Below are 21787 nucleotides of genomic sequence, written 5' to 3' on the forward strand. Positions count from 1 at the left end.
AAGAAGCCGTCTCATAAGTCAATTATGGGGCGGTTTTTTGTTTTAGGGGATTAAGATAGGCCATTAGTCAAGCCGGACCGTAATGACTTAATTTGGAGATGCGTTCTTGTTTGGCGCTTGTTTTTTGGGGATAAAAAGCCTTTTTTCTCAGGCTTTCCACTTTCTGAGGTTGTGTGCGATGGACAGCAAACCTATTTCGACCTCGGTTTTGGATATTCCTTTCAGCAGAAAGCGCCTGAAGCCATGATTATGCTTCAGGTTTGCGAACACCGGTTCTACATCAGCGGCTCTTCGCTTTCGGTATTTGATGCCTTGTTCTGTATTTAACCTTTCTTTGGCCGCCTGCTTGTGTAAGCGCAGGCTATGATTAATCTCGACGATGCGGTTACCCTGCCCGTCATGGCAAACACCCCGCATCGGACAACCTTTACAGTTCTGCGCCCGGTAACGGCTGGTCAGTTGCACAAACCCTGATGAAGTGGCCCTGTGACCATCACCGATGTGCTGCATGCGCTGACCCATCGGGCAAACCAGGTAGTTCTCCTGTTCATTGTAGTACAAACTGTCATTACTGAAGGCCTTGGTACCTTCTTTCTGCTCTTTATCAAAGGTGTTATACTTGATGTAAGCCTCTATGCCTTTTTGTTGCAATATTCCATAGTTCTCATCCGAGCCATAACCGGCATCGGCAACTACGGCTTTCGGTTTTTCATTGTACAGGGCTTCATATTCGGCAATGTGTGACGGCAGGGTTCCATAATCTGTTGAGGTTTGGTGAAGTGAATAATTGAGAATGAACTGCTCCTGGGTGGAGATCTGCAGGTTATAAGCCGGTTTAAGCTGACCGTTCAGCATATGGTCTTCTTTCATCCGCATGAAAGTGGCATCCGGGTCGGTCTTGGACATACTGTTACGTCCTGCCAGTAACTTCTCCTGTTCATTGTACCTGGTCAAATTCTCCGGCCAGTGCTTCTTCGCGTAGTTCAGCTTTTGCTTTACCTTCTTGTCAACGTCTTCCTTGTCTTCTAAGGCCGCATTGATCTTTGCGATGGTTTCCTTTACTTTTTCCGGGTTGATCTCGCTGTATCCCAGCGGTGCGGTATCCTTCAGTTCTTCTGCGGCAATGCTTTGCGCATAACCCCACAGCTCATCAAGCTGGGCTTTCATCTTCTCCCTGCTTTTCTTAATGCTTTTGCCCCATACAAAGGTGTACCTGTTCGACGCTGACTCGATCTTGGTACCATCAGTAAATACCGCTTCTTTCAGCGATACGATACCTTCCTGCTGTAATAACAAAACGATCTGGGAGAAAATCTGCTTTAAAATACCTGATAGCTTTTCACTGCGGAAGCGGTTGATCGTATTATGGTCGGGCTTCTTCATGCCCAAAAGCCACATGAAATGTACATTCTGCGCTGCTTGTTCTTCCAGTTTACGTGAAGAATAAGTATTGGTCAGATAACCATAGACCACCAACTTCAGCATTAACCGCGGATGAAAGCTTGACGCGCCTCCGCCTTTATACTTGCGGTTGATCGGTTTAACATCTACCGCATCTACCACTTGTTTAACGATCCGTACCGGATGAGCTGACGGTACCAATTCTTCCAGTTTGTAAGGTAAAAAAGTTAACTGGTCAGGATCATATTCCTTAAAGACTACTTTGCCTCCCATGCCTTTAAGATAACCAAAATCATCCTAAAATAAAAGAGGCCGCCTCACTTTTGAGACAGCCTCTTTATTTTAGAAATCTATTTTAAATATTTGTGTTAATGCGTACTTTCAGCGATTAAACCAAATAGTTAAATGGATCATCAAGCTAAAACCAACAGCCGTAATGTAATTTTCTTAGTTATTGTAGCTGCTCTGGGCTATTTCGTCGATATTTACGACCTCGTTCTGTTTTCGGTAGTGCGCTTAAAAAGTTTTACCGATATAGGGGTTTCTGCAGCACATATGCGTACCGAAGGGGAATACGTTATCAATATGCAGATGTTTGGCCTGTTGCTTGGAGGCTTAATTTGGGGAATAATAGGCGATAAATTCGGGCGGATCAAAGTATTATTCGGATCAATTTTAATGTATTCATTGGCAAATATAGCCAATGGCTTCGCAATTGATGTGCATACCTATGCCATGATCAGGTTTATAGCAGGCATTGGCTTAGCGGGCGAATTGGGTGCGGGCATTACCCTTGTTACGGAAACCATGGATAAAGAAAAACGCGGTTACGGTACCATGGTGGTGGCTGGCATTGGTTTACTGGGCGCCGCGGCAGCAGCTACCATCGGAAAGCATTTTACCTGGCAAACGTCTTATTTTGTAGGTGGCGGTATGGGCTTGCTGTTATTGCTTTTGCGTGTAGGCACTTTCGAATCGGGTATGTTTAAACATGCTGAGCAGGATAAACAGGTTTCAAAAGGTAATTTCTTTATGCTATTTTCTGATCGGAAAAGATTCTTAAAGTACCTGGCCTGTATCTGTCTGGGCCTTCCGCTCTGGTTTATTGTCGGAATTTTAGTTACCCAGTCACCAGAAATAGGTAAAGCATTGGGCGCTAAGGATGCCTTGAATGCAGGAACCGGCATTATGTATACCTATTTTGGTATTGCCATTGGCGATGTGGTTTGTGGTGTTTTAGCACAGGTTTTAAGATCGCGTAAAAAAACAGTACTTATTTTTCAAAGTTTATCGGTAATCACCGTCCTGGTTTACTTAAATAGTACTGGTTTAACAGAAAGTAATTTTATCTTGATCTGCCTTTTTATGGGTTTTGCAGTTGGTTATTGGGCAACGTTTGTGACCATTGCTGCCGAACAGTTTGGTACAAACATCCGCTCAACAGTTACCACTACAGCGCCCAACTTTGTGCGTGGCGCTTTGATTCCGATCACGTTTGTTTTCGAATTCTTTGTGCATCGCTACAACATTGTATCTGCTGGTTTTATTGTGATGGGGATTGTAACCGTAATTGCCATGATTTCTGTTGCCTATTTAAAAGAAAGCTTTAATAAAGACCTTAATTACCTGGAACAATAGGCGCAGGATTCGGGACAGCGGAGATGAAAGACTTCTGGCTAAAAAGCAATGTCAACGCAATGTACTATATAAACATAAATCAATATAGCTGCCTTATTAGCTTTAAATTTGTATGGAAATAGAAAAAATCATCATGTTCAAAGAAGAAGTAGCAGTAAGATATAAGCAAATACAGGATGAAATTTGCAGGGGACTGGAAATTGCAGATGGCAAAGGAAAATTTGAGGAAGAGCTCTGGGATAGAAATGGCGGGGGAGGCGGGCGTACCCGGATTATGCAAAAGGGCGCAATCATCGAAAAGGGTGGCGTGAATTTTTCTGCTGTACATGGTAAGCTGCCGGAAGCGGTAAAAAAAGCCTTCAAGGTTAATGAGGATGATTTTTTTGCTACAGGCGTTTCTATCGTAATCCATCCAAATCATCCACTGGTACCGATCATTCACATGAATATCCGTTATTTTGAACTCAATGAGGAAACGCGTTGGTTTGGTGGTGGTATCGATTTAACCCCGCATTATGTTTTCGAGAACGATGCACGTTTCTTTCATCATAAATTGAAGCAGGCATGCGACGATTTCAGCACTGAATTTTATCCAAAATTTAAAACACATGCTGATGATTATTTCTTTATTAAACACCGTGAAGAAACACGGGGTATTGGAGGTATTTTTTACGATCGCTTAAAACCTGAAAACACCAATCTGTCATGGGAACAGATTCTAGATTTCTCTATCAACGTTGGTGAAACATTTTTACCGATTTATACCGAATTAATTGACCGCAATCGGGACAAAGAATTTACCGAAGCACATAAAGAGTGGCAATACCAACGCCGTAGCCGTTACGTAGAATTTAATTTGGTATATGATTCCGGAACCAAATTCGGACTGGAAACCAACGGTCGGATCGAATCGATTTTAATGAGTTTACCGCCACAGGCCAACTGGGGCTACAATGTGCAGCCAGCAGTAGATTCAGAAGAATACAAAACGCTGCAATTGCTTAAAAAAGGGATTAACTGGATTTAGGTTGATCGTGTCGTCACCCTGATCCGATAACTATTGTATTTTTTCAGGGGCTTTCATGCAGAAGATGCTGAACAAGTTCAGCATCCTGGCTTTGAGCTAAAATAGCGTTAAGGGTGCCGATACTTCATGGAAACCAGCTTTCAGTTTACCGGTTCTGAAATCATTTACAATATTGTGCGCCATACGTGTTGGCTCAGGGATTCGGTAATTCCCCACGCAGTTTTTTACAATTTCCAGGCTTTGATCAGCGGTAATTAAATGACCGGCAGATACGTAAACCGTCGCACACTTGATCTTTGTGCGTAAAGCGAAACCTAAGGTTTCGCCATGACTGATAATTTCTGTAGTGCTTAATTTTTTATTTTCAGGAACATGGTTTTCACCATATAAAAGGCTCTTGGCACAACCTATAGTTGCTTGATTGGCCAAAATCCCAAAATGTGAAGCAACGCCCATTCGCCTCGGGTGTAAAATTCCATTTCCATCCAATACCACAACATCTGGTTTATTTTTAATCAATTCCCAAACTTTTAATAATGCAGGCACTTCTTTAAAACCTAAAAAACCAGGCTTATAAGGGAAACTGGTTTCATAAGTTGCTAACGAGAAAGATCTCAAAACCATATCCGGATAGGTGAGTATTACAATTCCCGCATACATTGTATCGCTGTTTTTATTAAAAGAAATATCAGCCCCGGCAATCGTATCAATATTTTGGAGCTGCTGAAACTTTAATTGTTTGGCGAGTTCGGTCTGATAAGCGGTAGCTTCCTCGAAGCTGTAATGGTCGTACATAATTTTAGTACAAGTTGAGGCCATAATTGTTTGCATTAACCTAAAGACAATGAAATTGGGAAGAACTCAAAACAATTTTAATGGTTGATAATCAGCTAAATTAACAGCGTGCGTTCTGGGCGAATTTCTCCAGCTTATTGACCGGTTTTTCTTTGATCCTTCACAATATTGACCATCTACCTGTTCGCTTAAAAAGGAAAATAGGAAAAGATGGTGCTTCGGAAAAACAACTTCCTCATCTTTGATCAGAGGAATTTCATTTAATTGTTTACTGATTTCGCCGATCAAATGAATTGGCTCAGCGCTAAAAATTGGTATATCCTGAAAATGGAGCAGTTTTGCGCGGTCATCGGCAAAAATTTCCACCAGCTGATCTGCTTTGTACTCCAGAGATATTCCTGATCCCCAGAATGTGGTGGAAATATCGTCCCGCTCATTGCCAATAGTTTCCTCTAATGCTTCAATTGCGATTTTTAAATCTTCTTTACTAAAAAATTGGCTGAATTGTTTTACTGTATCCTGTAAATCCTGTTTCCGTTTTTCCAGGTTCTCGTGTTCTTCTGCTATGATTTTACCCAAGATTTTATCATATAACTGTACATCTGTTTTCTCCGAGAGAAACTGTATAGGTCCTAAGCCTTTTAGTGGCAATAATTCCCAAAACAAATGTAAATCTAATTGATCCATAATTTAAATGTAGTTAATTAACGGCGTATAGATTTTATTTTTTAAAAAGCTTAAATAAATGTGTAATAACTATTAAAGTAGTATTAAATTTCATTACTTTAACTATTTTAGGAATATGTAACAGAATTAAACCTGAAAATGAACAATATAGCCTTCTTTGATATAGAGCTAAATGCCTCGGACAAACAATTGCTTGATATTGGCTGTGTGTTGTCAGATGGGCAGGGCTTTCATAAAAATCACCCGGAAGAATTTGTAGATTTTATCAGGAAGTGCGACTTTATTTGTGGACATAATATTGTAAAACATGATCTGGCTTACCTGCAAAAGTATTTTAGTCATGCTGAATGGGGCTTCGATAAAGCTATTGATACCTTGTTATTATCGCCTTTATTGTTTCCGAAACTACCTTATCACCGTTTGTTAAAAGACGACAAAGTTCAAACCGAAGAGCGCAATAATCCTTTTAACGATGCGAAAAAAGCAAAAGACTTATTTTACGATGAATTAAGGGCTTTTAAAACGCTTGATGAGCGCTTTAAGTTGATCTTGTATGGTCTGTTGCATGATCAAACCGGTTTTGATAATTTCTTCAGATATTTTAATTATTCCGCACCAGTTAATAAAGAACAGCTTAATACTAATATCAGTATTTTATTTCAAGGTAAGGTTTGCAAAGAATTTGAACTTAATCATTTTATCGATACAACTCCTGTTGCTTTGGCTTATACGCTGGCTTTGCTCCATTGCGATGATCGTTTTTCGATTACACCACCCTGGGTATTAAAAAACTATCCAGATGTAGAGCGCCTGCTTTTCCTGATGCGGAACAATCCGTGCTTGCGTGGATGTGATTATTGCAGACTTGCCCACGATCCGATATTGGCATTGAATAATCATTTTAGTTTTTCCGGGTTTCGTAAGTATGGCGATGAGCCGCTCCAAGAGGATGCCGTTAGGGCTGCTATCCAGGGCGAATCTATTCTGGCAGTATTTCCAACGGGTGGTGGTAAGTCTATTACCTTCCAGGTACCTGCATTAATGAGCGGCGAAAATGCAAAGGCCTTAACCGTAGTAATTGCTCCCTTACAATCTTTGATGAAAGATCAGGTAGATAACCTGGAAAAGAAAGGGATTACAGAAGCAGTTACCATCAACGGACTGTTAGATCCGATAGATCGTGGCAAAGCGATAGAACGTATAGAAAATGGCTATGCAAGCTTACTTTACATTTCGCCTGAATCGCTTCGTTCAATTACTATCGAAAGGCTGCTACTTAAAAGGAAGATTGCCAGATTTGTGATCGACGAAGCACATTGTTTCTCATCCTGGGGGCAGGATTTCCGGGTAGACTACCTATATATTGGCGATTTTATCAAAAATCTGCAGCAAAAGAAAGGACTTGATCATACCATTCCGGTGTCGTGCTTCACGGCAACAGCAAAGCAGAATGTAATTGAAGATATCAGGTCTTATTTTAAAGAGAAATTACAACTTGATTTAAAAGTATTCAGGGCTGATGCATCACGCACAAACTTACACTACCGTGTTTATCAACGGGATAATGAGGATGAAAAATATAATCAGCTTAGAGATATCATCGAGGAAAAGAATTGTCCTACAATTGTTTACGTATCCCGTACAAAAAGGGCCAGGAATTTGGCCCATAAGCTAACCAAAGATGGATTTGTTGCCAAGGCCTACCATGGCAAAATGGAAAAAGACAAAAAGTCTCAAAATCAAAATGCTTTTATGCGCGGTGAAGTCAACATTATGGTAGCCACTTCTGCATTTGGTATGGGGGTAGACAAAAGTGATGTTGGCGCCGTTATCCATTACGACATTTCCGACTCGCTGGAGAATTATGTACAGGAGGCCGGTAGGGCAGGGCGTGATGAGCAGCTACAGGCCGATTGTTTTGTACTTTTTAGTGAAGAAGACCTGGATAAACATTTCATCCTACTCAACCAAACCAAAATTAGCAGCAAGGAAATAAACCAGATATGGAAAGCCATAAAGGAGTTAACCAGATCAAGGGATAAAGCTTCTAATTCAGCGCTTGAGATAGCAAGGAAAGCAGGCTGGGACGATGGCATCAGTGAGATTGAAACCAGGGTAACCACCGCTATTGCAGCATTGGAAGATGCCGGTTATTTAAAGCGAGGACAAAATATGCCTAGGGTTTTTGCGACCAGCATATTGAGTAAAAATGCACAAGAAGCAATAGAGCGGATTTATGCATCAGAAAAATTTTCCGAAGACCAGCAGAAGCAGGCAGTGCGGATTATTAAAAAACTTTTTTCGAGCAAAAGCAAAAGATTATCAACAGATGAGGTTGCTGAGTCGAGAGTAGATTATATATCCGATCAATTGGGTATGTACAAAGAAGATGTAATTAGGGCAATTGAATTGATGCGCGAGGAAAAAATACTGGCCCATACCAAAGACCTTACAGCTTTTATTAAAAAGACAGAGTCTGCCAGCAGATCATTGGCCATTGTAGAAAGTTTTAGAAAACAGGAAGAACTCTTATTGTCACAATTAAAAAACGGGGAAGGAGCTTACTATTTAAAGGAAATCATTGAGGTATTTTTTAATTCCGGTATCAAAGATAGTTCGCTTAACCAGTTAAAGACGATCATTAACTTCTGGGCGATAAAAAAATGGATCAATCGCCGCAATTTAGAACACACGAAAAACCATATGCAGATCGCTTTACTGGTGGATAAAGCAATCTTTAGCGGAAAGCAGGAAAAGCGGCATCTTCTTGCAAGGATGATTACAGAATATCTGCACAGAAAAGCATTGGCACTTGTTAAATCTGATAACAATGAAGAAGAAGAGGTCTTGATTGAATTTTCTGTACAGGAACTTAAAGAGATGGTAAAGAAGGAGCAAGGCATGTTTTCTCTACAAGCTGATATCGATGATATTGAAGACAGTCTTTTTTACCTGTCGCGCATAGGCGCCATAAAGATAGAAGGCGGGTTCATGGTTGTACATAATAAGCTCACCATTGAGCGGATTGAAAAGAACAACCGTATACAATATAAAGAAAGTGATTACGACAAACTGAAACTGTTTTATCAGCAAAAAGTGCAACAGATCCATATTGTTGGAGAATACGCCCAGAAAATGATCCGCAACTATAATGAAGCGCTAAAATTTGTCGACGATTATTTTAAACTAAACTATCCTTCTTTTCTCTCGAAATATTTTCCCGGCAGCAGGCAGGATGAAATAAAACGCAGCCTTACGCCTGCAAAATTTATGAAATTATTTGGTGCGCTTTCACCAACACAGCTAAAGATCATTAATGATACAAGCAGCCAGTACATCGTTGTAGCTGCCGGACCCGGAAGTGGCAAAACAAAGTTATTGGTACATAAGTTAGCCTCTTTACTAATGGCTGAGGATGTAAAACATGAGCAATTGTTAATGCTTACATTCTCGCGTGTAGCGGCAACAGAATTTAAGAAACGGTTGATGGAACTCATTGGTAATGCTGCCCATTATACCGAAATCAAGACTTTCCATTCGTACTGCTTTGATCTGTTAGGCAGGGTAGGAAGCCTTACGGCTTCTGAAAATATTATCCAAGCGGCGGTTGACAAAATTAGGGTTGGGGAGATGGAGCCTTTCAGGATTACAAAATCCGTATTGGTGGTGGATGAGGCTCAGGACATGAATAAAGAAGAGTATGAACTGGTACAAGCCCTGATGCAGCAAAATGAAGATATGCGGGTAATATTGGTTGGCGATGATGACCAGAACATTTATGGTTTTCGCGGGGCAGATGCCGCCAACATGCAAGCCTTTATTACTGAAAAAGATGCTGTTAAATATGAGCTTACGCTAAATTACCGTAGCAAAAACAATATCGTATCGTTAGCCAGCCAGTGGGCAGAAACCATCAGCGGCAGGCTCAAAACTGAACCTTGTTTTGCAAGCCAACATCAAAACGGACTGATCCATATTATTGAGTATGCCAAAAACCCAATTATCGTTTCCCTGGTTGATAATTTAAGCGCAGCGGAACTTTCCGGATCTACCTGTGTGCTTACACATACCAATGAAGAAGCCATGTTACTCTGTGGCCTGCTTTTGCAAAAAGGAGTAAAGGCTCAGCTAATACAGTCAAACGATGGCTTTAACTTGCAAAATCTTTACGAACTACGCCTTTTCTCTGATATGATCAATGCCTTTTCAGACAGTCCACTGGTAGCAGATGAAGAATGGAGTGAGGCCAGTCGGCGTTTAATGGGTTATATTGAAACCAGTGCCCAGAAAAACATTGCTATTTCTGCAATACGTAAGTTTGAGGAGGTGAATAATGCTAAAAAATATAAAAGTGACTGGAAAGCTTTTCTTTTTGAATCTAAAGTAGAAGATTTCGTGGATATTGATGCAGTAGTAGTATATGTTTCTACGATCCATAAAGCCAAAGGTAAAGAATTTGACAATTTATATCTGTTATTACAGCATTTTAAACCCCTTAATGATGAGTATAAGCGACAATTTTATGTAGCCGTTACCAGAGCTAAAACCAATCTTAATATATACTATCAAGGCAGTTATCTCCGGCATTTTGTCGCAAACGGACTTATATATGCCAAAGATGATAACCAATACCCTGAGCCGCAACAAATAACCATGCATCTTACGCTTAGAGATGTACAGCTTGGTTATTTCGAACATATACAGAATCGCATTAATTCAAGCTTTAGCGGTTTACGTCTGCAGCCGTCAGATGAAGGATTAAAAAATGGTCATGGTGAACTCATCGTTAAATATTCACAAAAATTCAAAAACATTCTACAGGAGCGTTTTGACCAGGGATTTAAAATAGCTGCTGCGAAAATAAATTTTATAGTGTACTGGAAAGACGAGGAGAAACAAAAAGAATCAAAGATCGTGTTGCCATCATTATTGCTGAAAAAAGATTGAGGTTTAAATAAGAATACGCCATAACAAGCAATATAATATTGTCTTATAATTAATATTATGTTAAGTTAAATATTGCAATAGTACCCTATCGACTTAAATTTCAAACTCTTCTATAATTCCTGAAGTCTGCGGTTAAGTTCCTGCACTCTGTTTGTTGCTCCTTTTTTATTATAGATATCGATCAGCAACTGCACGGTTTTTCTATCGTTCGGATTAATTTCGTTTGCGCGCTGCAAAGCAAACTGGGCACGGTTAATTAAACCTTTATATTTTTCGGTTTTGTCTGCGTCGCTTTTACGCAGCGTTTCATTTGCAGTATTGATATAGGCCAGACTTAATTGGTACAAGGCGTCAAAATAATTCTGATCGGTAGACAATGCTTTATCATATGCTAAAATTGCGGTAGCGTTATTGCCGCCAATCTGCTGCAGGTATCCATAAAGGAAATAAAGTAACTTATTGCCTTTTTCTACCTTTAAATTGCTTTCGATCAGTCCCTGTGCTTTACTATAATTTTCGGTATCCAGCAACAGGTTGATATAGTCGTTGGTTAAAAAACGGTTAAACGGATTAAGTGCTAATCCTTCTTCAAGTGTTTTAATGGCGGTTTCAGTTTCCGATTTAACAACATACATCTGTGCCATTTTTTGAAAAACTGATGGATTTTTGATTCCGTTTTCTTTCGCACGTTTAAAATAAGTTAAAGCTTCATCGTAAGCCTGGATGTTTAAGGCGCAAATGGCGGTATTCAGTGCCAAGGTGGTATCAGCAGGGAAATTATCGCCTACATCCTTCAAATCTGCAAATGCCTCCTTAAAATCGTTGTTGAAAAAAGCCTCATTGCCCTTTTCTTGTTTTTTGATCAGGATATTGTGGTTGGAAGCCTTAATCAGGCCTGAATTGTCATCGTATCGGTCGAGCGATTTTGCCTTTGCAACAGCATCAATCGCATTATCATAATACTTATTGGCATTATTCGGATCAGTATCTATTAAACTCGCGAAAGACATCAGATAAGATTTGATCGACCAGGTTTCCGCCCATTTTTTTGTTTTATTATCTTTTTCTGCAGATTCAATAGCTTTTAAACCTTCGTTAATAATAGCCAATTGCTTTTTTTCATTTTCTTTATTGGCGATAGATGCCTGCAATTTACCTACAGCGTTTCGGGCAATCAGGATCTGACTTTTTTGGGCAACGGCATTAAAAGAGACGAAAATTAAGACAATCAATGATATTTTAAAGCAATTTTGCATAAGCTAGATATGTAGTAAACCGTAATAAACCATAAAAATAAACATAAAAAAAAGAGCCCCGAAATTTCAGGGCTCTTTTTTTAGATCGGTATCAGAATTATTCTTTAGGCAAAGCGTCTAAACGTTTTTTGATATCTTCGTAATTTTTAGTATCGTTTCTGAAAGCATAGATGGTTTTCAACGTTTCCAAAGCCCCTTGATTTTTAGCATCAATTTCTAAAGCTTTTTTGTAAAACGGAAGAGATTTATCCAACAAAGCATTCATTTTACCCGTTACTTCGTTAAATTCTTTCACCTTTTTGGAGTCGATCTTATTTCTGTCGGCTTGTAATTTTAATGCCTGACTGAAATAGATATTACCTAATAAAACCTGATAACTGGCATTGTTTGGCTCCTTAGCAGCCAATGCTGTTAACATCTGCTCAGATTTTGCTGCGTCACCCCTATCAATATAAATCTGGGTTTCAGTTTTGATCCAGTCAGTATTTTCAGGAAATTTTGCAGTAGCTTCCTTAATTAGCGCTAATGCGGCAGTAGTATCTTTTTGCTTACTTAAAGTAGCATTCAGTATCTCAGAATATAAATCTTTAGATTGAGGTGAATTTAAAGAGATCACTTTTTTAAACTGAGTAATCATCGCCGGATAATCCTCTATATTTCTCGCTGCAATACCAGCGTTCAGATACATCGCAGTATCTTGTGGGTTAATCACAGTTGCAGCCACAAATTTCTCGTAAGCAGTTTTGTAATCTTTTTTATTATAGGCAATTACACCAGCATTTCTGACAGCGTTGCTAACATTGGTTTCTGCTAAGCTGATGTTATCTTTTTCATTACCCTTGGTGTCTAATTTCTTTGCTTCAACAATTGCATCCTGGGCAATTTTTAAATTCGCATCAGCATTTGCAGCACTGGTAGAATCCAAAATTGCTGCAGAGGAAGCAAATAGTGCACGGTATGACCATGCTTCAGGCATTACTTTAGATTTCTCATCAGCAATAGCTTTATCTGTATGGGCTAAACCTTTTGCCAAAGCTTCAAGTTTCTTCGCTAGTGGAGTTGTTGCACTGGAATTGGTGATCTGGAACAAATTCCAATCGTTTTTTGCGGCATTAACTTCACTTTTCTGAGCAAATGCAGCGCTTACCGCACCTGCTAAAACTATACTTAGAAATACTTTTTTCATAATTTTTATGCTAATCTTATTTTTAGTTTAATTTTCTTCTTCTTCCGCTTCGTTATCTGATTCCCCCTCTTCTTCTTCAGTCTCAGCATCATCAGTTTCAGGTGAAGTATCCGCTTCCAGCTCTTCGCCGTCTGTAACTACCACATCAGTTAAATCTACTGTTTCTTCTTCATCTTCCTCATGGTCGATTTTTGTTACTGAAGCAATCTCGTCATCACCTTTTAGTGAGATTAAACGAACCCCTTGTGTGGCGCGTCCCATTACCCTCAATGCTGAAACCGGAATTCTGATGACAATTCCTGAGCGGTTAATGATCATCAGATCTTCGCTATCAGTAACGTCTTTTATAGAAACCAATTGTCCGGTTTTTTCAGTAACGTTAATCGTTTTTACCCCTTTACCACCACGGTTGGTTACACGGTAATCTTCAATATCGGTACGTTTACCATATCCTTTTTCTGATACTACTAACACCGTAACCTCAGGATTGTTTACAGCAATCATGCCAACAACTTCATCCTGATCGTGCGCAAGCCTTACACCACGTACACCTGTAGCGGTTCTACCCATCGGACGAACGGTTTTTTCGTTGAAACGGATGGCCCTGCCTGAACGCAATGCCATTACAATTTCGCTTTCGCCATTGGTTAAACAAGCCTCTAACAAGATATCGCCCTCGTTAATGGTAATGGCATTGATACCATTGACACGCGGACGTGAATATGCTTCAAGAGAAGTTTTCTTAATGGTACCTTTTTTAGTACACATAATGATGAAATTGTTCTCTAAATATTCCTGGTCTTTAAGGTTTTTAACTTTGATATAAGCTTTGATTTTCTCTTCTTTCGGAATATTAATGATATTCTGTATCGCTCTTCCCTTACTGGTTCTTGAACCTTCCGGAATTTCGTATACCCTCAGCCAGAAACACCTTCCGGCTTCGGTAAAGAATAACATATAATTGTGGTTGGTGGCCACCAGCATGTGCTCAATAAAGTCTTCATTTCTTGAGGTACTGCCTTTAGAACCTTTTCCGCCCCTGCCCTGTGCTTTAAATTCGCTTGCCGGCGTGCGTTTAACATAACCTTCATGAGATATGGTAATCACCACTTCTTCATCATCGATGAAATCTTCCATGCTCATATCTTCAGCCGAGTGAACGATGGTGGTTTTACGCTCATCGCCAAACTTCTGTTTTACTTCTTCCAGCTCGTCTTTAATGATTTTCATCCTTAAACCTTCATCTGCCAGGATAGATTTCAAATATTCGATGGTTTTCATCAGTTCGGCATATTCTTCTTTGATCTTATCACGCTCTAGTCCGGTTAAACGGCGTAAAGTCATATCAAGAATAGCACGTGCCTGAAGGTCGCTCAGCCCGAATTTCTCCATCAGGCCTAAACGGGCCTCATCTGGTGTTTCGGAAGCACGGATTAATTTAATTACTTCATCTAAATGATCCAAAGCAATTAAATAACCCTCTAAAATATGTGCCCGTTTTTCAGCCTCAGCCAGCTCGTATTTGGTACGGCGAACGATTACATCATGGCGGTGATCCACAAAATGTACAATCAAATCCTTAAGATTCAACATCTGTGGACGTCCCTTTACCAATGCAATATTATTTACGCTGAAAGAGGTTTGTAAGGCCGTATATTTATATAGGTTGTTTAAAACGATTGAGGCATTGGCATCGCGTTTAATTTCGTACACGATACGGATACCATCTTTGTTCGATTCGTCTTTAATGTTGGCAATGCCCTCCAGTTTTTTCTCGCCTACCAATTCAGCAGTACGCTCAATCATCTGGGCTTTGTTTACCTGGTAAGGAATTTCGGTAACAATAATCACCTCGCGGTCTTTAATGCTTTCTATTTCGGCTTTTGCACGCATTACAATACGTCCGCGGCCGGTTTCGAACGCTTCTTTAACGCCGGTATATCCATAAATGATACCGCCGGTAGGGAAATCAGGAGCTTTTACAAACTTCATTAATTCCTCTATGGTAATATCTCTATTGTCAATATAATTTACCACCCCATCAATTACTTCTGTTAAATTGTGTGGTGCCATATTAGTGGCCATACCTACGGCAATACCAGAAGATCCGTTAACCAATAAGTTAGGGATTTTTGCAGGTAAAACAGTTGGTTCTTGTAGCGTATCATCAAAGTTTAACTGGAAATCTACCGTATCTTTGTTAATATCGGCAAGCATTTCTTCAGCGATTTTCGAAAAACGCGCCTCCGTATAACGCATTGCCGCCGGAGAATCGCCGTCAATGTGGCCAAAGTTTCCCTGACCATCTACCATAGGATAGCGCAAGCTCCAATCCTGAGCCATACGTACCATGGTAAAATATACTGATGCATCACCATGTGGGTGATACTTACCCAGAACCTCCCCTACAATACGGGCAGATTTTTTATGTGGTTTATTGCTGGTTACACCAAGATCAAGCATACCATATAAAACCCGGCGGTGTACCGGTTTTAATCCATCGCGTACATCAGGCAATGCCCTTGATACGATAACCGACATTGAATAATCAATGTAGGCCGATTTCATCTGCTCTTCTATGTTAATTGGAATGATTTTGTCGTTCTGCTGATTCTCTAAATCTTCTGCCATAAATTATTATTCTCGCTACTTGAAACGATATTAAAAAAGGGTGTTATTATAACCTTGCGAATTTAGCAAAATTTAGCCGGATTAAGGCATTGTGGAAAATTTTTGACCGTTGCCATAGGTTTTTTACTCTCGGCCGGATTTTAAGTTATTGAAGGCCAGTTTAAGGGTTTTTAATCTAAAACCTGTCAGGTTTTGAAATCTGACAGGTTTGCCTGCTTGGATTGATGACTTTTTTTGAAAATGTAGGGTGCTGTTTTAGCGGCGGTCTGCAGTCCTGCTACCACTTCATGTCCTCGCTCGTAGCTCGCTGTGGGCTATCCGCTATATCAGGTTTATAAACAGTGATTGTGTATGATATGCTGATTTAGACCGCTCAGTTTTCTGGAACTAAAATTTACATTCTTAAGTAATTCTGATACTTTTGTTTTTCAACCTTTTAAAGATGGCAAACAATAAGAAATCTGCAATGAGTTTCATTATGGTCACCCTCCTGATTGATTTTACAGGTTTTGGGATCATTATCCCTGTGTTACCGAAGCTTATACAGGATTTGACCGGCAGCGGTTTCGGTTTGGCCGCAGAATACGGGGGCTGGCTTACACTGGCCTATGCATCAGTACAGTTTATAAGCGCTCCAATTATCGGTTCATTGAGCGATCGTTACGGAAGAAGACCCGTATTATTAAGCTCTTTGTTTGGTTTAGGTATCGATTATATCTTTTTGGCCTTCGCTCCTTCCATTATATGGTTGTTCGTAGGACGTATCATTGCAGGTATCACAGGTGCCAGTTTTACTACCGCCCAGGCATACATTGCCGATGTTTCAGCTCCCGAAAAACGGGCACAGAATTTTGGGCTGGTTGGCGCTGCATTCGGTGTTGGTTTTATTTTAGGTCCCGTTTTAGGTGGTATTTTTAGCCATTTCGGCACCCGGGTACCATTTATGATCGCTGCAGGCTTGTCCTTAGTGAACTGGCTTTATGGTTATTTTATATTACCTGAATCTTTGCCGGTAGAGAAACGCAGGGCTTTCGACTGGAAAAGGGCCAACCCCATTGGCTCATTACGGAGTATCGGTAAATATCCGGCATTGGCAGGCTTAATGGCTACCTTATTTTTGCTGTATTTTTCCAGTCATTCGGTTCAATCCAACTGGACATTTTATACCATGGAGAAATTTAACTGGGATGCGGCATGGGTGGGTTATTCATTAGGCTTTGTGGGGTTAGTTATCGGAATTGTACAGGGTGGATTAATCAGGATAATTTTACCAAAAATAGGAGAAAAGAAAGCAGTTTACTTCGGTCTTATTTTATATGTAATCGGCTTTGTAGCCTTTGCTTTTGCATCTAAAGGCTGGATGATGTTTGCGTTTATGCTTCCTTACGGTTTGGCCGGAATTGGCGGACCTGCCATGCAAGGACTGATTTCTAATCAGGTGCCTGCCAATGCGCAAGGTGAAATGCAAGGTGTTTTAACAGGTTTACAAAGTTTGGCAGCCATATTTGCGCCCTGGGTAATGACACATATATTTGCGTATTTTATAGAAGGGAAAGCACCGGTTTATTTCCCCGGGGCACCGTTCATATTAAGCGCGGTGTTAACGCTAATTGGGTTGTTTATTTGTTTGAGAAGTTTGAAGAAATATCATTAATTCCAAATGAGGCTGTATCTCTACAATAAAAGTCGTCATCTCCTGAAGCGCAGTCCCGAATTTTCGGGAGAGAGATCTACCTCCTAGATAGATTTAGCTTCGCTGAGCACTTCGTGGTTCTCGACTTCGTTACACTCCGCTCGAAATGACGATCATTTGGTTGGGAGTAGAAATATTACAATAACTCATTTGCCAGATTAGCCAACTCGCTCCGCTCTCCTTTTTGTAAGGTAATATGCGCATATAGCGGATGGTTTTTTGCGTTTTCGATTAAATAAGACAACCCATTACTTTCCGAATCGAGGTAAGGTGTATCAATCTGATAAATATCACCAGTGAAAACAATTTTAGTATGCTCCCCTGCCCTTGAAATGATGGTTTTAACTTCGTGCGGTGTTAAGTTCTGTGCCTCATCAATGATGAAGAAGATTTTGGTGAGGGTTCTGCCCCTGATAAATGCCAGAGGTGCGATGGCTATTTTTTCAGTTGTAATCAGTTCATCAATCTTTTCCGACATTTTATCATCTCCAATAAACTGCTCTTTAATAAACCGCAGATTATCCCAAATGGGTGCCATAAAAGGATCTGTTTTAGATTTTGCATCGCCCGGCAGGAAACCAATATCTTTATTGCTCAGTGAAACAATGGGCCGGGTGACATAAATCTGCCTGAAATTTTTACGCTGTTCCAGCGCGCTGGCCAGGGCCAACAGTGTTTTACCAGTTCCGGCATTGCCCTGTATGCTTACCAGTTTAATTTCCGGATCTAAAAGTGCGTGGATGGCAAATGCCTGCTCGATATTTTTCGGTTTTATTTTAAAGATTGCATCCGTTGAGACAGCCGAAATCGTTTTTAAACGATGGTTATAAAATACACTGGCCGTTTTTCTTTTATTTTTTAGAACGTAAAAGTGATTGGCGTTTTTAGGCGGTAGTGCTATTTCGCCTGCATCAATAAATGATTGTTTTTTTACTTTCTCAATGATGTCAATCGGAAAATTATCCAATTCGGTCTTGCCGGCGTAGAGTTCATCTACATTTTTAATCTTGCCTGTTTCGTAATCTTCAGCATTTAAATCCAAAGCCTTTGCTTTTAACCTCAGGCAGATGTCTTTAGATACCAGTATTACTTTTTTATCTGGGTATTCTTCTTTTAGACTTAATGCTGCGTTTAAAATTTTATGGTCGGTTTTACCTTTTCCATAAACCTCTTCTGCATTTACAGTTAATGGCTTTTCATTTAAAACGACCTTAAATTTACCTAAATCGTGACTTTTCAGTGAAATCCAATCGCTGATGAGTTTTTGCTTTGAGGTTTCATCAATAAGGCGGATAAAACTTCTGGCTTCGAAATTTCGGGTATCATTACCGCTTTTAAAATGATCAAGCTCTTCTAAAACCTGGATGGGAATGGCTACATCATGCTCCTGAAAGTTGTTGATCGCGTCATGATCGTATAAAATGACTGAAGTATCAAGAACGAATATCTTTTTTGACAGACCGGAGAATGATTTACCTTTTTTAGCCATTTGGTAAATTTAATGTTTAAGCATTAAATAAAGGAAATTCCTTGATTTTTATACAATGGATGCTACCTCAGGATGCGCCAGCACCTAGGTTCAAAATAAAAACGGGGACCTTCTTCTTTCGATTGAGTTCCCCGTTTTAACTTTAAAATAACCGTAGTTACATTTAAAGCATCAAATCTTATTTACTTTGATTTTTCCGTTCTCGTTAGGTTTTTTCAACTTTTACGATTCGTGAAAATTTATTTCCAGCTCATCCGTCCGTAAACTTCGTAGCTTTCTATAAGCGCTGTTTGGGCCTGTGCGATTTTCTTATTGTCCAATCTTTCGATGTTAATATATATTCTTACTCGGTTTTACCCTTTCTGAAATTAATCGTTTTCCCTGTAAACGATCCGAAATAATTCTCCTTTCGGTTCTTTATCTCTTTTGGATTATTTTGTCAGCATTCAAAGTACTCCGTATTTGATATGATCTAATTTAGGACATAAAACCGTAATTATCAAGTATAAAATAAATATTTTTATGAACAATGTTATCCACTTAAAAACACTGGTTATCAACAGGTTGAATTCAACTAAACTTCGAATTTATGGTTGCGTGCGGCATGTTTTGAGTTTGTCAACAATGGACATTTACATACTTATTAACATGCTTGCAGGTGTTTAGTAATCAGTTGATTATCGTTTTTCTGCGCAAGGATAGTAAAAAAACAAAAAACTTAATTTTAATCCCAACAAAAAACATCCCTATTATGTTATTTTTGTAACATGCAGATCAGGCAACCCATTAGAAATATACAAGACTTTTTATTGAGTACGTATTTTGCCGATGGTCTCCGTATTACCATAGGTGTACTACTCCCCTCTTTAATTTTTGCCCAGTTTAGCTTATTAAAATACGGCATGACTCTATCTTTGGGCGCTTTATGTGTCAGTGTGGTTGATAGTCCGGGACCGATGGTACACCGCCGAAATGCCATGCTGATTACCACGGCACTCATTTTTACCTTCTCCATCATCACTGGCCTAACCAATAAAAATCATTACTTTATAGGCTTTTTATTGGCCGTATCAAGTTTTGTATTTTCGATGTTTTATATCTATGGCATCAGGGCGGCATCAGTAGGTACCGCAGTATTGTTGATTATGGTACTGAGTATTGATGATATCCGGCCATGGCAGGAGGTATTGTTACATGCCGCTTTGGTGCTGGCTGGTAGCCTATGGTATACAGGTTTAAGCTATTTTGTGTATCGTTTACGTCCTTTTCGTTTGGTACAGCAATCGCTAAGTGATTCTATTTTAGAAGTGGCAGAATTTCTTCGCGAAAAAGCCAAATTTTATCATCAGAATAATAACTACGATAAAACCTATTCAGAACTGTTACAACTTCAGGTCTCCGTGCATGAAAAGCAAGATGCGGTAAGGGAATTATTATTCAGAACCCGCGAAATTGTGAGGGATTCAACTCCTGAAGGCAGATTTTTATTATTGGTGTTTGTAGATATGGTAGACCTGTTTGAGCAGGTGATGTCTACCTATTATAATTACCAACAGTTGCACGACCAGTTTGATAAGGCCGGTATCTTATCAGATTATGAAATGGCCATCAAGCGGATTTCGTATGCCCTTGATGATATTGCATTTGCCCTGAAAAGCGGAGGCATACCTGTTATTTCGAAGCGGTTACTGATTGAGATCGAAAGGTTAAAGATCAAAATCAATCATCTGGAAAAAAACAACCAAAATCAGGAATACAATACCCTGGGCATTATTGCCTTAAAAAATATTGAGGTAAACATCGAAAATATCCTGGCAAGGGTTAAAACCATTTTCAGCTACTTTAAAATCAGAAACAGCAAAGATATCAGAAAGGCTGAGGTAGATACAGAGAAATTTATCACCAGGCAAAAATTCGATTTCAACCTGTTTACGGAGAATTTAACCTATACTTCTTCTACTTTTAGGCATTCGTTACGGGTTACTGTTGTGATGCTTTTGGGTTTTATAGTGGCTCAGATTCTCGATTTCTCGCATAGTTACTGGATTCTTCTCACCATCCTGGTGATTTCAAAGCCGGGATTTAGTTTAACTAAAGAACGTAATTATCAGCGTTTAATCGGTACCACAGTTGGGGCTTTTATTGGCATGGGCGTTATTACTTATATCCACGATCGGAATACCTTGTTTGTAATCCTGTTATTCTGCATGATCGGTTGTTATAGTTTCCAAAGGAAAAATTATGTAGTCAGCGTACTCTTTATGACGCCTTATATCTTAATCCTGTTCGATTTTCTGGGAATGGGATCGATCGCTTTGGCGCGTGAAAGGATTTACGATACCTTTATAGGCTCTGGTATTGCTCTGTTAGCCAGTTATTCCTTATTCCCAACCTGGGAACATGAAAAGCTGAAAGAAGCTATGGTAGATATGCTGAAAGCCAATAAAGCGTATTATGAACAGGTGATTAAACTGTATTTTGAAAAAAATTACAACAGAACGGAGTATAAGCTGGCCCGTAAAGAAGTGTATGTAAGTACCGCGAATTTAGCTTCATTATTTCAAAGGATGTTTTCTGAACCTAAAAGCAAACAGCTGTTTATTAAAGAGGTTCATCAGTTTACCGCACTAAGCCATTTATTGTCATCTTATGTTGCAACACTTTCGCTATACAATAAAGAACACCAGTTTATCTTCGAGAGTTTCGAGACCTTAAAGCCGATCGCCAATAATACCAACTATTTATTAGATGCATCTATTGATAATCTGGAGCAGGGAAAGGAGGCAATAGAAAATGTACCTTTAATCAGGTTAAATGATAATGGAGTTGCAATAAAAAAAGGAGAAGACCTGGTTCCTGAGCAGTTTGACCTGATCCAGAAAGTGGCTTATGATATTTACAAATTATCGGTAAAAATACGGCTTTAATTGATAACCGGAATTAACTTCCAATTTCACTCTTAGGCGTTTCATCAGGCCGTATTTACGGATGCCTGAAACAAAGACCAGTATAATTTGTTAAACCTAATCAATTAAAA

Annotated in this window: 12 protein-coding genes; 5 read left to right on the forward strand and 7 right to left on the reverse strand. The window is 39.5% G+C overall.

Going from position 1 to position 21787, the window contains the following annotated elements; translation table 11 throughout:
• Nucleotides 1-147: 147 nt before the first annotated feature.
• Nucleotides 148-1674, reverse strand: a complete 1527-nt coding sequence (locus BM107_RS00005; protein ID WP_090978827.1) for an IS1182 family transposase — start codon at nt 1672-1674, stop codon at nt 148-150.
• Between the two features lie 132 nt (nt 1675-1806).
• On the opposite strand from BM107_RS00005, the gene BM107_RS00010 reads away from it, so the two are divergent.
• Both BM107_RS00010 and hemF read left to right on the forward strand, forming a co-directional pair.
• Nucleotides 1807-3039, forward strand: coding sequence for an MFS transporter (locus tag BM107_RS00010; RefSeq protein ID WP_090978830.1), 1233 nt, complete (start codon nt 1807-1809; stop codon nt 3037-3039).
• A gap of 112 nt (nt 3040-3151) precedes the next feature.
• A complete protein-coding gene (gene hemF, locus BM107_RS00015; RefSeq protein WP_397237834.1) occupies nt 3152-4066 on the forward strand; it encodes an oxygen-dependent coproporphyrinogen oxidase in 915 nt (304 codons plus the stop codon).
• Between the two features lie 96 nt (nt 4067-4162).
• Here hemF and BM107_RS00020 read toward each other — a convergent pair whose 3' ends face one another.
• Both BM107_RS00020 and BM107_RS00025 read right to left on the reverse strand, forming a co-directional pair.
• Nucleotides 4163-4897 carry an endonuclease V gene (locus BM107_RS00020; protein ID WP_244278679.1) on the reverse strand — a complete coding sequence of 245 codons (735 nt, stop codon included), beginning with the start codon at nt 4895-4897 and terminating at the stop codon, nt 4163-4165.
• 30 nt (nt 4898-4927) lie between these two features.
• The gene (locus BM107_RS00025) at nt 4928-5548 is read right to left on the reverse strand and encodes a hypothetical protein (protein ID WP_090978833.1); all 621 of its coding nucleotides are present in this window, start codon (nt 5546-5548) and stop codon (nt 4928-4930) included.
• Between the two features lie 138 nt (nt 5549-5686).
• Between BM107_RS00025 and BM107_RS00030 the strand changes: the two genes are divergently transcribed.
• On the forward strand, nt 5687-10495 hold the full coding sequence (locus BM107_RS00030) for a RecQ family ATP-dependent DNA helicase (RefSeq protein WP_090978837.1): 4809 nt from the start codon (nt 5687-5689) through the stop codon (nt 10493-10495).
• Nucleotides 10496-10605: 110 nt separating this feature from the next.
• Here BM107_RS00030 and BM107_RS00035 read toward each other — a convergent pair whose 3' ends face one another.
• From BM107_RS00035 to gyrA, 3 genes are all read right to left on the reverse strand, one after another.
• Nucleotides 10606-11751, reverse strand: coding sequence for a tetratricopeptide repeat protein (locus tag BM107_RS00035; RefSeq protein WP_090978842.1), 1146 nt, complete (start codon nt 11749-11751; stop codon nt 10606-10608).
• Nucleotides 11752-11848: 97 nt separating this feature from the next.
• Nucleotides 11849-12937: a tetratricopeptide repeat protein gene (locus BM107_RS00040; protein ID WP_090978847.1), complete on the reverse strand. Its 1089-nt coding sequence runs from the start codon at nt 12935-12937 to the stop codon at nt 11849-11851.
• Nucleotides 12938-12964: 27 nt separating this feature from the next.
• The gene (gene gyrA, locus BM107_RS00045) at nt 12965-15568 is read right to left on the reverse strand and encodes a DNA gyrase subunit A (RefSeq protein WP_090978850.1); all 2604 of its coding nucleotides are present in this window, start codon (nt 15566-15568) and stop codon (nt 12965-12967) included.
• 442 nt (nt 15569-16010) lie between these two features.
• Here gyrA and BM107_RS00050 point away from each other — a divergent pair, with 442 nt between their 5' ends.
• Nucleotides 16011-17222 (forward strand): TCR/Tet family MFS transporter, encoded by a 1212-nt coding sequence (locus tag BM107_RS00050; protein WP_090978853.1) that lies wholly within the window; start codon nt 16011-16013, stop codon nt 17220-17222.
• Nucleotides 17223-17397: 175 nt separating this feature from the next.
• Here BM107_RS00050 and BM107_RS00055 read toward each other — a convergent pair whose 3' ends face one another.
• The gene (locus BM107_RS00055) at nt 17398-18750 is read right to left on the reverse strand and encodes a PhoH family protein (RefSeq protein WP_090978856.1); all 1353 of its coding nucleotides are present in this window, start codon (nt 18748-18750) and stop codon (nt 17398-17400) included.
• 767 nt (nt 18751-19517) lie between these two features.
• Between BM107_RS00055 and BM107_RS00060 the strand changes: the two genes are divergently transcribed.
• Complete coding sequence (locus BM107_RS00060) at nt 19518-21677, forward strand: FUSC family protein (protein WP_090978859.1); 2160 nt, start codon at nt 19518-19520, stop codon at nt 21675-21677.
• Nucleotides 21678-21787: the final 110 nt, after the last annotated feature.

Source organism: Pedobacter suwonensis, assembly GCF_900111825.1.
Classification (GTDB): domain Bacteria; phylum Bacteroidota; class Bacteroidia; order Sphingobacteriales; family Sphingobacteriaceae; genus Pedobacter; species Pedobacter suwonensis.

Bases quoted from the DNA above. Each gene is read 5' to 3' on its own strand.
- BM107_RS00060 (WP_090978859.1), top strand. From the start codon at position 19,518: ATGCAGATCAGGCAACCCATTAGAAATATACAAGACTTTTTATTGAGT.
- BM107_RS00055 (WP_090978856.1), bottom strand. From the start codon at position 18,750: ATGGCTAAAAAAGGTAAATCATTCTCCGGTCTGTCAAAAAAGATATTC.
- BM107_RS00025 (WP_090978833.1), bottom strand. From the start codon at position 5,548: ATGGATCAATTAGATTTACATTTGTTTTGGGAATTATTGCCACTAAAA.
- gyrA (WP_090978850.1), bottom strand. From the start codon at position 15,568: ATGGCAGAAGATTTAGAGAATCAGCAGAACGACAAAATCATTCCAATT.
- BM107_RS00030 (WP_090978837.1), top strand. From the start codon at position 5,687: ATGAACAATATAGCCTTCTTTGATATAGAGCTAAATGCCTCGGACAAA.
- BM107_RS00040 (WP_090978847.1), bottom strand. From the start codon at position 12,937: ATGAAAAAAGTATTTCTAAGTATAGTTTTAGCAGGTGCGGTAAGCGCT.
- BM107_RS00050 (WP_090978853.1), top strand. From the start codon at position 16,011: ATGGCAAACAATAAGAAATCTGCAATGAGTTTCATTATGGTCACCCTC.
- BM107_RS00010 (WP_090978830.1), top strand. From the start codon at position 1,807: ATGGATCATCAAGCTAAAACCAACAGCCGTAATGTAATTTTCTTAGTT.
- BM107_RS00035 (WP_090978842.1), bottom strand. From the start codon at position 11,751: ATGCAAAATTGCTTTAAAATATCATTGATTGTCTTAATTTTCGTCTCT.
- BM107_RS00020 (WP_244278679.1), bottom strand. From the start codon at position 4,897: ATGCAAACAATTATGGCCTCAACTTGTACTAAAATTATGTACGACCAT.
- hemF (WP_397237834.1), top strand. From the start codon at position 3,152: ATGGAAATAGAAAAAATCATCATGTTCAAAGAAGAAGTAGCAGTAAGA.
- BM107_RS00005 (WP_090978827.1), bottom strand. From the start codon at position 1,674: ATGGGAGGCAAAGTAGTCTTTAAGGAATATGATCCTGACCAGTTAACT.